We start from the raw sequence: 12,467 nt of genomic DNA on the forward strand, positions 1-12,467 counted from the left end.
GGCAGGCTCATCCCGCTCTAGATTCACCTCATGGCAACCCATTGGTTCTCTCCTCCGGTCCCCGTCAAAACTGACCGCGCCGGTCTGACCCGCAACGTCAACAACGCCGAGGCAGCCGGACAGGAGCTGATGAAGTGGACTAAGCGTGGCCCCAAATGGAACCAAGCGGTGCGCGTTTGCATCGCCTGCATTTCCGATGAGATGGAACCTGAGGAGGCACGTAAGGCGTTCCTGGCTGCTGCCGAGAAGAGGGGATGCTTAGGGGGACCGAGTAGCAGGCGGGGCGGCATGTGTTGCCCCCGCGCAGGATTGGCAATACAGCAACACCGGGAACGGAGCCGTCATTTCAACTGCCAAGCCTGCGGAAAGAAGCTCGAACTCGGAACCTATGTTCCGTATCGCCCGAGCGTGAATAGGAGTAGGGACTTTTAATCAGTCCGGCCCGACTCAATTTCGGAGAGAACAATGCTGCTTCAACTCACCACGTATAACGGCGGTAAGATTTCAGTGAATTTTTACACACGTTAGCCAGTTTGAGCCGAACACTTCTGGTGGCACACAAATCAAGATGCAGGGCGAAGCTAAGGTCATCCACGTGGCTGAGAACTATGGGACCATTACCGCGATGTTGGGGAAGACCCGCTAGGCTGTCTCAATGCTGTCCAAGTCCGCACTGCTCGAACTAGACCCGGAGATGAGAACATTCTCTCTAGTCGGCGCATTTATGGGCTTTTTTGCGCTTCTTGAAAGTGGAATCGGAACTGCTCTGGGAGAGGTACTTGGCGTCAATGGCGCCCGCCGAGCAATCATCACTCGAAACATGGCTTTCGATGAAAAGATCAAGACTCTTCGGACATTGGTCGACCTCTTCATCTTCGACAGAGTTCTGGCAAAGAAGTTCGACAAGCTCGCGATACAAGCCAGGGAATGCGGCGTGCTCCGCAACATCGTCGCCCACACATCCTTTCGGGCCAGCAGTGTTTCCGATGGTGTTCAGTTCTTCGCCATGTCCGCGAATAGCAAACTTAAGGTGCCCGACATGGATTGGTCCATCGACATCTTTCTGAGTCACATCGCCCACATCAATCAAATTGATAATGAGCTGAGGCTGATCGAGAGCCAGATGCCACTTCAACGCATCGCGGAGGCTCTAATGCGCGAACCAGATGCGAAGAGTTCAACACGACAGTCTGACCCGACCCTCGGTGGCCTATTCCCGCTAGCCGGCCTCTTCGGGCTAGGCACGAATTTTCTAAATGAGGAAGAACCGCCGACTGCCGAGGGCGGATGACGCAAGCCGGGAACTGGATACGGAGGGAATGAGATGACGAAAGCTGAAGGGTTGGCCCGTTATCGGGACACGTTATTGAAAGAAATCGAACGATCCGAAGAGTCGATCGCGTGGCTTTCCGATCCAGACATTAAGATGACGCGGACGGAAGGGACTCAGGCCCCTGAAGACTTGAAGGCGATCCTTCTTGCCGACTACAAAAGGACGATCGATACCACCAAACAGTGCATCGTTATGGTTGACGAGATGCTGTCCGGATCGCCCCGGTTCCTCTGATGGTGGGTAGGTAAGGGTCTCCTGTGTCCCTGTGCCCCCTCGGCTACACCCTGAGGAGAACTTCAGGGGAGCCTAAGGGGTACCGAGCGGCCCGTCATTCCATGTCCGGCACGTCGCCACCAACAAAGAGGGTCTTCGGCTCGCCGTATTCGCCAAGCGCCGGGTTGGCTTCACGCGACCACGCAATGACACCGGCATGTTTCGTCGCCAGAGCTTTGGCGGTCCTTATCGCCCGATCTTCCGACTGCTGCTCGGCTGGACCGAAGACGGGCTGAAGGTCGCCGGTCTCATCACGGTCGAACGCCGTGACGACGATGAGCTTGGGTGCCTTTTGCTGAGGAAGGATGCTGTCCGGCATGCTGGCTGCCTTTGTCTAGCGCGAAGTTTCCGTGTCGCTGGCGTACCATCTTCGGCGGTGCCATCCCCACACCCATGGCTCAAAGCAGGGGCCGCTAGGGCCAGCTCACGCTCCAGGGCGGCGTTGGCGATAAGAAGCGCCTTGACCGCTTCTCTGGCACCACCACGGGCAGCTATGGCTTCGTCAGTCACAAGCTCCCAGTCGGCAGGATCAACTTGCTGTTCCTGCGATCTCTCGGTTTGTTCTCCCATGGCTGTTGGTCTCTCTGCCGGCTGTCTAGGGACACATGTCATCCACATGAGCGTCTCCTAATTTCGTTCCCAGTAGTGAACAAAATGGGAACGAAATTGTCAATGGCGAATTGACCGAGAGAGGAATGTGTTCCTAATTTGGGTCATGCCTGACACTGGTGGAAGACGAAAGCGCGGTGGCGAATGGAAGCTCAGCAATGCCCATGAGGTAGGGCAGCTCGTGCGCATTCAATGCGGGCTCTGCAACGTCAAGCGCTGGTATCAGCCGGGTGACCTGAAGGAAATCTTCGGGGACATCGAGGCTGAAGTTGTGGGTGGCAAAATGAGCTGCGAACGGTGCGGCAAGAACGACTGCATGCTTGCCGAGACGCAAAACCCAACAGCGCGAGAACGGCAGGGCATACGGGTCAGGCGGCTTGCGGAAATAAGGACTGTGCGGCGGGTGGTCTGGCGAGATGAGGATTGAGCACACGGTTGACCAAAGCGGGCAGGCGGCCAACAGAGGCTGCTGGCGCCGCCCTGAGGGCCAAGCCACGGGGTTCAACTAAATGCAATGTCGCTGCGCAGTCGACAAGTTCATGATTCAGAAAAAGGGCAGTTTCACGAAAGCATTGATCGTGGCATAGGTGGCGTTGGGAGGGCCGAGCAGTGGAAATAAGTGATTCTATTCACAGCATACGAAATGAAACGCAGATCGTTGGGCTGCGTGTCGGCCGATGAAACCACCCACACGCGCCATCACCGTCGCAACGACACTTGGCGGGGCCGATCCGCTTGAGATTCGCTCGGGCCCATTCATTCCACCGATCGAACGCATAAAAATCTTCTCCGCTGCGGAATGGGAGGCATGTGTCGACGAATGGGCATCGAGCCTCCCTGGCTACGGATTAGTGGAGCGAGCGGGCGGTGCCGGTGACATGGGATGCGACATCATCGCGACAGTTGATCCAACGGTTGATGACAGCCCGTGGGACAACTATCAGTGCAAGCACTACGATCATCCACTCGCGCCCAGCGACATCTGGCTCGAACTCGCGAAGCTGGCCTACTTTACCCACATCGGTGCCTACACTGTGCCGCGACGCTATTATTTCGTTGCGCCGCGAGGCGTCGGCACCAAGCTTATGCGCCTCTTAAAGAAGCCACACGCACTCAAGGCTGGGCTGATCGCTGCATGGCCGGATAAGTGCGCCGAACAGCTTACGGCGACCGGGCAGGTCCCGCTGGAAGGTGCGTTGCTCGATCATGTCAATTCGCTCGATTTCACGCGTATCGGTCACTTGCCGCCGCTTAGGTTGATTGAGGGCCACATGGCTACTCGCTTCTTTGCAGTTCGCTTCGGGTTGGGGCTTCCAGCGCGCACTACCCCACCAGCACCGCCAGATCACATCGCCCCCGGTGAAAGCCGTTACGTCGCGCAGCTTCTCGAAGCCTATGGCGACAATCTTCGAACAAATGTAAGTGCGCATACGCAGCTCACCGCGAAGCATTCGGCGCATTTCACACGTGCGAGAGAAAGCTTCTATTGCGCGGAGGCTCTCCGCAGTTTCTCACGGGACACACTGCCAGAAGGTGCTTTTGAGAATCTTCAGAACCAAATCTATGACGGCGTCATAGACGTTGCCGAGGCTGACCACGCCTGCGGTCTGACCCGCGTCAACGAAACTACCAAACAGGCCACTGCGCTTTCTTTGACAAGTTCAGCTCTGCTTGGGCGTGTCGAGCCAATAGATCGACGTGGCGTCTGCCACCAACTGGCCAATGCAGATCGGCTGACATGGGTGCCAAATGAGTGACCCCGTGCGCGAACTGACACCATTCAACAGTGCGCTGGAGACTGGCGCCCGTACACTCGCGATCCTGGCGGAAGCATACCCCGCTGCATACGATCTCCAAAGGCTCCTCTACTTCGACTATCTGGTTGTGCACTCACAAGACGCCGATGGTCCGGAAAGCCTTCATCCGAACATCCCATTGCGAAACGGAGAGCTTCTCGTCCGTCGCGGCATCATCGAGCGCGGTCTCCTTCTGTTGGTCAGCCGGCGCTTAGTCGAACGGATCATTGGTGCTGAGGGTATTAGCTATCGAGCTTCGGACGAGGCAGGCCCATTTCTTGACTGCCTTCAAACCCACTACAGCCAGCTCTTGCGCGATCGCGCCCAGTGGGCGGTCGAAGTATTTGGCGTTCTAGACGATGATGAGCTCAAAAGCTATTTCGACGCTCACTTTGAACGCTGGACCCGAGAATTTCAGGCAGTACGCCAGCCACCCGAGTATTTCACATGAGCGGCTTTCAGCTTCGTGGTCTTCGTGTCACCGGCCCAGAAGTAAAAGAAGCAGAAATTAGCTTTGAGGCGGGACTCAACGTCATTTCCGGGCCTTCTGATACCGGCAAATCATACATTGTCGAAGCAATCGACTTTATGCTCGGAGGTGCAACACCGCCGCGTCAGATTCCCGAAAGCGTCGGGTATGATACGGCGTACTTGACCATAGAAGCGCGCGACAGCGGTGTCTTTACGCTGACGCGCGCATTGCAAGGGGGAGACTTTCAACTCACTGGCTGGCCCGAACCCGATGCTGCCGCCGTTACGCTCGCGTCGCGCCATTCTGCGAGCGACGCGGATAACATCAGCACCTTCCTTCTGCGTCTAATCGATCTCGACCAGAAGCGTCTGCGAAAGAACGCCAACAATGAATTGCAGAACCTCAGCTTTCGAAACCTCGCCCATCTAGTGATCATTGACGAAGAGAGTATCATCAAGAAAGGGTCCCCAACTTTCACGGGGGAATCGACGCAGCGCACGTTACAGTCGAGCGTCTTCAAACTCCTTCTGACGGGAGCGGACGACAGCTCGCTGATTGCTGTAAAAAAACGCGCCATCGCAAAGGCCGAGATCGAAGCGCAGATCGCCCTGCTCGACCAAATCATCAGTGACTATGAGGCCGATCTTAGAGAGCTAACCGGGGATCCCGCCGAGTTAGCTGATCAGGAAAGAAAAATAGAGAGCGCCATTTCTTCTAGTTGGCAGGTCCTCTCAACTGAGCGTTCCGTCTTCGAGGGTCAAGAACGTGCACGTCGCAGCGCGTGGGTCGACCGGGAGCGATTTGAAGCTCGCGTGAACGAGATCGATGCGCTGAAGGAACGATTTGTCTTACTCGATCAAAGCTATCGGTCGGACGTCGAAAGGTTAGAGGCGATTGCAGAGGCCGGGCAGTTCTTTGTTGCTCTGAAGGCAGGCCGTTGTCCGCTTTGCGGTGCGACCGCAGGTGATCATCATCATGACGGCCTTCCGCACGATGGTGACATTGATGCTCTGCGTGCGGCTTGCCAAATCGAGATCGCCAAGATCAAGCAACTGCGGCTTGAGTTGACGGCGACGGTCACTGATCTCAATGCCGAGCAAGAAGAGTCGGAGATCGAAGCCGCTGTTGCGTTCTTGTCTTATAACGAAGCAGATGCGCTAGTTCGCGAGACTTTGACACCTCGACTATCCGCTGCCCGTGCCGAGCACACCAACTTACTTGAGACACGCGCGCGACTCCGCCAAGCCCGTTCGCTGGTCGACCGGACTGACGCCCTGCGTAGCAAACGAGCGGAGTCACAGGCAGCGTTGGGCTCTGCCGGCCGAGTTACTGATGAACGCCCGGGGCTTCCTGCGAAGAGCGTCCAGGCATTCAGCAAAGCCTTCGAGACTTTGTTAGAGGCTTGGCAGTTCCCACACGAGAAGCCTGTCTACTTCGATGAGCGAAATCAGGACATGGTGCTCGGGAACCGCCGGAGGGGAGAGCAAGGAAAGGGGTTACGGGCCCTAACGCACGCTGCGTTCACTATCGGACTACAAACAGCCATCGCAGCGTTGGATAGGTCTCCCCTAGGTTTTGTAGTGCTGGATTCACCGCTGGTAACGTTCAGAGAGGCCGATCACGAAGATGCAGAACTTTCCTCCGAGCAGAGGGTCGCCGTCAAGCAAGCCTTCTACAGCGATCTCGCAGTACGACCCGGTGATTTGCAAATAATAGTCCTAGAGAACGAGGACCCTAACGAGGCAATCCGGCCAAACATCACGACCCACTTTTTCTCCAAGCAGCCGTCAAAGGGCCGCTATGGCTTTTTTCCGCCCCGAACCGTCGCTGAATAGAGCCATACCGCTCGAAGTCGCCTAGGCCGGGATGCCCTGCCAGCGCCTCCAAAGTCCGGCGAAGAGGAACACCTGCAGGTCTTTCAAAGTGACGGGGCAGCACTCATCCTAGAGCCTTCTCAAGCGCCCGTCTCGCCACCTCAAGCCGTGCCTCGTCGCCACCATAGTCCTCCCCAACGCTGCCCGAGGAGTGACCCAGCACAATGTCTTGGTCCGACTTGGTGACCCCGGCCAATCTCAATCGGTCCTTCATGAGATGCCGAAGCGAATGGGTTGTGGCCTTCGGATCGGTCACACAAGCCCGAACGTGCTTGCCCAAGGCGGCAGAAGCTGAGGACGCACCCTTGGGACGTCCGTAGGTCGGAAAGAGCATCGTTGCGCTGCCGGCGGCTTTGGCGGCTTCCTTTGCGGCCTCCAGCGCGCCACCTATCAATGGGACGTTGCGCCGCGACACCTTATTCTTAATGCGCCGGTCGTCATGCCACTCGACTGTGATGTGCGGAGTGGAGTGGTCAAGGTGTACGTCTGTCACCCGTAGGCCCGAGACTTCAGCCAATCGGCATCCGGTTCCATTTAGGATTGTCCAGATGTGCTGAAGGTCTGGCTTCGCATGGTACGCGATGCGGGCGGTTATGGCGGTGACCTCGGCCTGAGTGAAGGGACGGCGTTTGTCCTTATCGGGCTCGGCCTTGTCCTTCGGCGCCGCTTCCAAATTCATGAATGGGTTGATGACGCCGGCTAGGTCAAACTCTCTGATGGCATGGTTGATCATCGCGCGGACCACGTTCAGATAGCGGTCAACCGAAGACGCTTTGCGCCCATCGAGCATGTAGTCGCGGACTTCCTTAGCGTCCTCGCGCTTGAGGGTAGACAGTTTGCGATCCTTGCCAAGTGCTTCCCCGACGAGCTTGAAGACCCGCTCAAGCTCCATTTGCTTCGTTTCGTCGTCGCCAACGCGCTCCTTGAGATAGAGCCTTTTGGCGTCCGCAAGGGTCGGGGCCGGCTGACCTTGTCGGGCGCCATACATAAGTGCCCGAAGGGTAGCTGCGTCTTTCGAGCTAATCCCTGTCGGGTTCCCTTGATCGTCGATGGGATACTTCGCGGCGATCTGCTCAGCGATTAGCTCGCGCCTGAGGGCTTCGCTGTCGTGTTCGTGATCGGTACCAGACCATTCCGGGTCCAACTGCAATCTGCGGACATGCTGCTGTCCCCATTTGAACTGTTCCAAAGGGGTCAATGGTAGGTGCGAGTTGAGCGGATGCGCCTTCTTGCTGGAGATGGCCGATAGGAGGAGTTTCTCGGCCTCGGCATGAACCTTCGGATAATTTTTCAGGGCTTCCTGTTCGGTGGCGCCAAGCGGGACGAGATGTTCCCGTTTGCCCAAAATTGCCCGAAGTTCCTCGGGGATTTTGCGCCTGTAGCGCCAACCTGCCTTGCCACGTTTCTGTATGTGCTTCACGTCAATCTTCATGCTCAGGGTACCCCGCAGTGTATCGCGCGGTGTATCTCTGGGGAAGCGGAAACCCTTGCAATCCTTGGGTTTCAAGACTTTTCTGGTGGTTGTGGCTCCCCGGGCCGGATTCGAACCAGCGACCAACCGGTTAACAGCCGGTTGCTCTACCACTGAGCTACCGGGGAACAGAGGCTCTTATGTGAGTGGGGCAGCCTATAGCAAACCCGTTTCGGCTTTGCAAAGAAGCATTTCGCATTTTTTCGGTGCTTTTTGGCGCAGGGCTTTCTGGCAATGGCCGGCGAGCGCCCTCATATGAGCTGTCTCTCGCCTGTCACGGAACAGAAAAGGCCGCTGCGGCTTTCTCCGGCTGATGGTGCTACTGATGCAAACGGATCGACATTTCACATGACGGCAATGAGCGACGAACAGCCACCGGCCCGGAAAATCTCGGTCTTCGGCCGCCAGTTCACCATGCCGCGCTCGCGCGGCCTCAGGATTGCGATCGGCGTCGTGCTGATCATCGGCGGCATTCTCGGTTTCCTGCCGATCCTGGGTTTCTGGATGGTACCGATCGGATTGCTGGTACTCTCCTACGAATTCGCATTGGTGCGCCGTCACCGGCGCCGCTTCGTCGTCTGGTGGGAGCGACGGCGCCGGCCCGATTGAGGTTGCCCTGCTGGAAACAGGCAATTGTTTGAGAGCGGCGTGGTCCGTCTAGGCATCACCGAGGTTGGTCGAAGCAGCTTTCCAGGCGTTCGCAAAGCTCCTTGAGAACGGCGGTAGCCGATGCCAGCCGCGCCCGGTCGCGCGGCGGCAGGCTGTTTGCGCCTTCTATGCCGAGGCGGTCGATGGCATAGCGCACAAGCTCTGCAGACTGCGACAATCCGCGCGGTGTGCCGTCTTTCGTAGCTGCTCGAGCCATGGCGGAGCCTCCTATCTGCCCAACGTGGCCGCCGGTTTCGGGTTCCTGTCGCCGCGCATCATGCTTAACGATAAGCTAATATATTATTGCTAGCATGGCATTGCGTTGATAAGCAGTGCCTCGATGTCGGAAGAACCGTTGGGAATGCATGGTGGCCGCTTGACGGCATTTTCGCCGCAACCTATTGGAGCCGGGTGGAACGCCGGGAGCAATGAGGCCTCGTGGCGGAGTGGTTACGCAGAGGACTGCAAATCCTTGCACCCCGGTTCGATTCCGGGCGAGGCCTCCAATGCCCGAGCTCCCGCGCGTCAGCGCCAGGGGGCTTCAGTTCCGGTCGAAACAGCCGCGGTCTTTGCGCGGCAAGCGGATGGTTGGAACATGAGCGCTGATTTTGCCGAACGCCGGGTGAAGATGGTCGACGGCCAGATCCGCACCACCGACGTGACCAGCGCGCCATTGCTCGAGGCGATGCTTGTCGTGCCGCGCGAGGCCTTTGTCGGCGCCGGCCAGCGCGATCTTGCCTATATCGATGAGGACATCCGCATTGCCGATACGGCCGATGGTCCGCGCTATCTGATGGAACCGTCGCCATTGGCCAAGCTGATGCAGCTGGCCGATGTCGGCCCAAGCGATTCGGCACTCGATGTCGGCTGCGGCACCGGCTATGCGGCGGCGATCCTGTCGCGGCTGGCAAGGTCCGTGGTCGCGCTGGAAAGCGATGTGGCGCTCGCCGAGAGCGCCACGTCGACGCTCGCGGCACTTGGTTGCGCCAATGTCACGGTGGTCCAGGGACCGCTGCCGCAAGGCCATGCTGCCAGGGCGCCTTACGACGTCATCCTGATCGGCGGCAGCGTCGGCGAGGTGCCGACGGCGCTGTTCGATCAGCTTGCCGAAGGCGGCCGACTCGTCGCCGTTGAAGGGCAGGGCAATTCGGGCGTAGCCCGGCTTTTTTTTAAGACTGGAGGGGTTGTAACGGGAAGACGCGCGTTTAATGCGGCAATTAAGCCACTACCGGGATTCGAACGCATTCCCGCCTTCGAATTCTGAGTGATTTTGCCTTGCAGCGAAGGCGTTGTCATGATCGCTTGCGTTTGAACAATCGTTGCTGATCTGCATAACCGGGTGTTTCTTGGGGGCTTTCAGCGGGGGAACGATAAAAAACGCGGCGCCGGCTGATCAGAGGAGAAGCCAGCGTGGCGCAGTTCCCGTGCAAAACGAATGAGGGAATATAACGTGCCGTCTGTACGCAAGTTGCTTTTTACCGCTGTCCTCGTTTCGGCGACAGCGCTTTCTCCACTGGCCGCCTCGGCCGAAACCATCCTCGGGGCACTTTCAAAGGCCTATCAGAACAATTCCTCGCTTAATTCTTCACGCGCCGGCGCCCGCGTCACCGACGAGGGCGTCGCCATCGCCAAGTCCGGCTGGCGCCCGACCATCACTGGTTCCGGAAGTATTGATTATACCGCCAGCCACAGCAATCGGTTGCACCGAAACATCTCGATAACCACCGGCAACTTCGGCGTCGAGATCGACCAGACGCTGTTTGACGGTTTTCAGACCAGGAACAATGTGGCGGCCGCCGAATCGCGGGTCCGCGCTTCGTTCGAAAGCCTGCGCAACGCCGAAGAAAACACTCTTTTCAACGCGGCAAGTGCCTATATGGACGTTATCCGCGACCGCCAGGTCGCCGTGCTGACCGAACAGAACCTGCAATTCCTGACCGAGCAGGCGCGTGCGGCGCGTTCGCGCTTCGAGGTCGGCGAAGGTACGCGCACCGACGTCGCGCAAGCCGACGCCCAGCGTGCCTCCGCGGTGGCGCAGTTGAGCGCCGCCCGCGCGACGGCGCTGGCAAGCGCTGCGACCTATCGCCAGATCGTCGGCGACGAGCCGGGCAGGCTCAGGCCGGCTTCGCCGGTGTCGAAGCTGTTGCCGTCGAGCCTCGATGCGGCGATTGCGATCGCATCGGCCGAGCATCCGGCCATCCTCGCCACCGCGCATCTGGTCGACGCGGCGGCGTTTTCGGTGAAGTCTGCCGAAGGCGCGTTGCTGCCGCAACTATCGGCGTCGGCAGGTGTTTCGAGCGCCATTCGCGGCACCGCGCCGGGCTCGCTCTCCTCGACACAGGATGGCGTAACCAATTCGGCGAACATCGGCGCGACATTGACGATACCGATCTATTCCGGCGGCCGGACCTCGGCATTGGTTCGCCAATCAAAGGAATCACTTAGCCAGGCCCGTATCGAGGTCGATGTCAGCCGCGACACCGTGCGCCAAGCGGTGACCTCGGCATGGTCGCAATACACCGCCGCGCAGCAAAGCGTCACGGCCAACCGGCAGGTGGTCGCCGCCGCACAGCTTGCCCTGAACGGCGTCATCGAAGAGCGCAATGTCGGCCAGCGCACCACGCTCGACGTGCTCAACGCGCAGGCGACCCTCATCACCGCCAAGATCAATCTTGTCAGCGCCGAACGCGACGTGGTGGTGGCAAGCTATGCCATCCTCTCGGCGGTTGGCCATTTGTCGGCAGAGCGCCTTGCGCTCAACGTGACGAAGTACAGGCCGGAAGAGCATTACAACGCCGTCAAGGACAAGTGGATCGGCCTGCGCACGCCGGACGGCCGCTGATCGCCAAGGCGTGTTTTCAGCCCGCGCTCGAACGACGCGCGGGCTTCAACTCCCGACCCTAATCTGTTGAAATCCGAGATGTCGCCAGATTGGGGATTCTCGCAAGGCGTTCCGTCGGTTACGCTGTTGCCATGATTCGAATCCGGCATTGCCGGACAGGAAATCTGAGAACGAGTCACAAGGGCGGCGGATGTGACGATGGCGACGGCGAGCAGCGTACAGCGCGAACCTTCCATGGAAGAGATACTGGCTTCCATCAGAAGGATCATCGAGGACAGCGATACCGGCCGCAAGCAGCCGGGCGACGCGGAGGAGCTGCGCCAGGATCTGCAACCGGCGCCGGCAGCCGGACGGGCAGCGGAGGGGGATGCGTTCCGCTCCGAACTGCGCGGCGGACTGGAGATCGCCAAGCCGGCCACGCGCGCCGAGGTGCAGCCAGCGGCCGCGCCGGTCATTGAGCGCCTGGAAACGCCGCTGCGCCCCGGCCCTGTAAAAGCAGCGGTGACGCTGGCTGAGGTGAACGCCGCTCCCGAACCGCCCGCAAAGCCGGATCGGCCTGCGACGGCCAAGGCTGCCGAGACGACCGACACTATCATCGCCGATTGGCGGCGCGAGATCGCCGCGGTCGGCGACGCGATAGCCAAGCCGGAGCGCGCCGAGCCACTCCGTACGCCGGACGCCAAGCCGAAAGCCGAGGTTTTCGAGGGCGAGGCGAGTGCTGGACCTGCGCCAGAGCCTTCGGAAATTGGGCCGGAGCTTTCGGAAAGTGGCCCGGAACCTTCGAAAATCGGCCCGGAACCTTCGAAAATCGGCCCGGAATCTTCGAAAATCGGATTGGCGCGTCCGGCGGCCAGCGAGGCGCCGCCCGCACGTCCGGCGATCCTTTCGGAGCATACGGGCCGGCAGGTTGCCGCCGCCTTCGGCGAGCTCTCCGACGCGTTTGCCAGCCGCAGCAAGAAGACCTTCGACGAGATGGCCGAGGAGATGCTGCGGCCCATGCTGCAGGACTGGCTGGACAACAACCTGCCGACGCTGGTCGAGCGGCTGGTGCGCGAGGAAATCGAGCGCGTCGCGCGCGGCGCGCAGTAGCACAGCAGCCTGCAGCCAGGAGAAGTTATTATGGGCTATCTGGAGCTCTCGTGAGCGCTA

Annotated in this window: 14 protein-coding genes and 2 tRNA genes; 11 read left to right on the forward strand and 5 right to left on the reverse strand. The window is 59.2% G+C overall.

The annotated features are described in order from the left end of the window. The first annotated feature begins 30 nt into the window (after positions 1–30). The 3 genes from NKH23_RS28205 to NKH23_RS28215 all read left to right on the forward strand — a co-directional run bounded on the left by NKH23_RS28205 (position 31) and on the right by NKH23_RS28215 (position 1,567). Entirely contained in the window at positions 31–432 is a 402-nt protein-coding gene (locus NKH23_RS28205) for a DUF982 domain-containing protein (protein WP_353035914.1), read from the forward strand. A 223-nt stretch (positions 433–655) separates the two neighbouring features. After that, positions 656–1,291 (forward strand): hypothetical protein, encoded by a 636-nt coding sequence (locus NKH23_RS28210; protein WP_353035916.1) that lies wholly within the window; start codon positions 656–658, stop codon positions 1,289–1,291. Between the two features lie 33 nt (positions 1,292–1,324). Continuing rightward, entirely contained in the window at positions 1,325–1,567 is a 243-nt protein-coding gene (locus NKH23_RS28215; protein ID WP_353035918.1) for a hypothetical protein, read from the forward strand. A 94-nt stretch (positions 1,568–1,661) separates the two neighbouring features. On the opposite strand, the gene NKH23_RS28220 is transcribed toward NKH23_RS28215, so the two are convergent. Both NKH23_RS28220 and NKH23_RS28225 read right to left on the reverse strand, forming a co-directional pair. Next, positions 1,662–1,925: a hypothetical protein gene (locus NKH23_RS28220; protein ID WP_353035920.1), complete on the reverse strand. Its 264-nt coding sequence runs from the start codon at positions 1,923–1,925 to the stop codon at positions 1,662–1,664. Positions 1,926–2,309: 384 nt separating this feature from the next. Then, on the reverse strand, positions 2,310–2,675 hold the full coding sequence (locus tag NKH23_RS28225; protein WP_353035922.1) for a hypothetical protein: 366 nt from the start codon (positions 2,673–2,675) through the stop codon (positions 2,310–2,312). A 217-nt stretch (positions 2,676–2,892) separates the two neighbouring features. Between NKH23_RS28225 and NKH23_RS28230 the strand changes: the two genes are divergently transcribed. Genes NKH23_RS28230 through NKH23_RS28240 form a run of 3 tightly spaced genes read left to right on the forward strand, consistent with a single transcriptional unit; the run spans position 2,893 to position 6,318 of the window. Further along, positions 2,893–3,972 carry an ABC-three component system protein gene (locus tag NKH23_RS28230; protein WP_353035924.1) on the forward strand — a complete coding sequence of 360 codons (1,080 nt, stop codon included), beginning with the start codon at positions 2,893–2,895 and terminating at the stop codon, positions 3,970–3,972. 4 nt (positions 3,973–3,976) lie between these two features. Continuing rightward, on the forward strand, positions 3,977–4,462 hold the full coding sequence (locus NKH23_RS28235) for an ABC-three component system middle component 2 (RefSeq protein WP_353035926.1): 486 nt from the start codon (positions 3,977–3,979) through the stop codon (positions 4,460–4,462). Continuing rightward, positions 4,459–6,318: an AAA family ATPase gene (locus NKH23_RS28240; RefSeq protein ID WP_353035928.1), complete on the forward strand. Its 1,860-nt coding sequence runs from the start codon at positions 4,459–4,461 to the stop codon at positions 6,316–6,318. Before NKH23_RS28235 ends, NKH23_RS28240 begins: the two co-directional genes overlap by 4 nt. A gap of 103 nt (positions 6,319–6,421) precedes the next feature. On the opposite strand, the gene NKH23_RS28245 is transcribed toward NKH23_RS28240, so the two are convergent. Both NKH23_RS28245 and NKH23_RS28250 read right to left on the reverse strand, forming a co-directional pair. Further along, a complete protein-coding gene (locus tag NKH23_RS28245) occupies positions 6,422–7,789 on the reverse strand; it encodes a tyrosine-type recombinase/integrase (protein WP_353035930.1) in 1,368 nt (455 codons plus the stop codon). Positions 7,790–7,881: 92 nt separating this feature from the next. Then, positions 7,882–7,956 (reverse strand) — tRNA-Asn (locus NKH23_RS28250). Between the two features lie 220 nt (positions 7,957–8,176). Between NKH23_RS28250 and NKH23_RS28255 the strand changes: the two genes are divergently transcribed. Beyond that, positions 8,177–8,437, forward strand: coding sequence for a hypothetical protein (locus NKH23_RS28255; RefSeq protein ID WP_023676401.1), 261 nt, complete (start codon positions 8,177–8,179; stop codon positions 8,435–8,437). Positions 8,438–8,492: 55 nt separating this feature from the next. Here NKH23_RS28255 and NKH23_RS28260 read toward each other — a convergent pair whose 3' ends face one another. Continuing rightward, on the reverse strand, positions 8,493–8,693 hold the full coding sequence (locus NKH23_RS28260) for a hypothetical protein (RefSeq protein ID WP_352913399.1): 201 nt from the start codon (positions 8,691–8,693) through the stop codon (positions 8,493–8,495). A gap of 215 nt (positions 8,694–8,908) precedes the next feature. Between NKH23_RS28260 and NKH23_RS28265 the strand changes: the two genes are divergently transcribed. The 4 genes from NKH23_RS28265 (at position 8,909) to NKH23_RS28280 (ending at position 12,407) form a co-directional block, all read left to right on the forward strand. After that, positions 8,909–8,982, forward strand: a tRNA-Cys gene (locus NKH23_RS28265). An 89-nt stretch (positions 8,983–9,071) separates the two neighbouring features. Continuing rightward, the gene (locus NKH23_RS28270; protein ID WP_352721647.1) at positions 9,072–9,740 is read left to right on the forward strand and encodes a protein-L-isoaspartate O-methyltransferase family protein; all 669 of its coding nucleotides are present in this window, start codon (positions 9,072–9,074) and stop codon (positions 9,738–9,740) included. Between the two features lie 186 nt (positions 9,741–9,926). Then, positions 9,927–11,318, forward strand: coding sequence for a TolC family outer membrane protein (locus tag NKH23_RS28275; RefSeq protein ID WP_352721649.1), 1,392 nt, complete (start codon positions 9,927–9,929; stop codon positions 11,316–11,318). Positions 11,319–11,516: 198 nt separating this feature from the next. After that, positions 11,517–12,407, forward strand: a complete 891-nt coding sequence (locus NKH23_RS28280) for a DUF2497 domain-containing protein (RefSeq protein ID WP_353035932.1) — start codon at positions 11,517–11,519, stop codon at positions 12,405–12,407. Positions 12,408–12,467 lie beyond the last annotated feature (60 nt).

The sequence above is a fragment of the Mesorhizobium sp. M1328 genome (genome assembly GCF_040318075.1).
In the GTDB taxonomy this organism is placed as follows: domain Bacteria; phylum Pseudomonadota; class Alphaproteobacteria; order Rhizobiales; family Rhizobiaceae; genus Mesorhizobium.

Excerpts from the sequence above, each read along its gene's own strand:
- NKH23_RS28280 (WP_353035932.1), top strand. The coding sequence starts at position 11,517 with ATGGCGACGGCGAGCAGCGTACAGCGCGAACCTTCCATGGAAGAGATA.
- NKH23_RS28205 (WP_353035914.1), top strand. The coding sequence starts at position 31 with ATGGCAACCCATTGGTTCTCTCCTCCGGTCCCCGTCAAAACTGACCGC.
- NKH23_RS28260 (WP_352913399.1), bottom strand. The coding sequence starts at position 8,693 with ATGGCTCGAGCAGCTACGAAAGACGGCACACCGCGCGGATTGTCGCAG.
- NKH23_RS28230 (WP_353035924.1), top strand. The coding sequence starts at position 2,893 with ATGAAACCACCCACACGCGCCATCACCGTCGCAACGACACTTGGCGGG.
- NKH23_RS28245 (WP_353035930.1), bottom strand. The coding sequence starts at position 7,789 with ATGAAGATTGACGTGAAGCACATACAGAAACGTGGCAAGGCAGGTTGG.
- NKH23_RS28270 (WP_352721647.1), top strand. The coding sequence starts at position 9,072 with ATGAGCGCTGATTTTGCCGAACGCCGGGTGAAGATGGTCGACGGCCAG.
- NKH23_RS28220 (WP_353035920.1), bottom strand. The coding sequence starts at position 1,925 with ATGCCGGACAGCATCCTTCCTCAGCAAAAGGCACCCAAGCTCATCGTC.
- NKH23_RS28240 (WP_353035928.1), top strand. The coding sequence starts at position 4,459 with ATGAGCGGCTTTCAGCTTCGTGGTCTTCGTGTCACCGGCCCAGAAGTA.
- NKH23_RS28215 (WP_353035918.1), top strand. The coding sequence starts at position 1,325 with ATGACGAAAGCTGAAGGGTTGGCCCGTTATCGGGACACGTTATTGAAA.
- NKH23_RS28255 (WP_023676401.1), top strand. The coding sequence starts at position 8,177 with ATGACGGCAATGAGCGACGAACAGCCACCGGCCCGGAAAATCTCGGTC.
- NKH23_RS28210 (WP_353035916.1), top strand. The coding sequence starts at position 656 with ATGCTGTCCAAGTCCGCACTGCTCGAACTAGACCCGGAGATGAGAACA.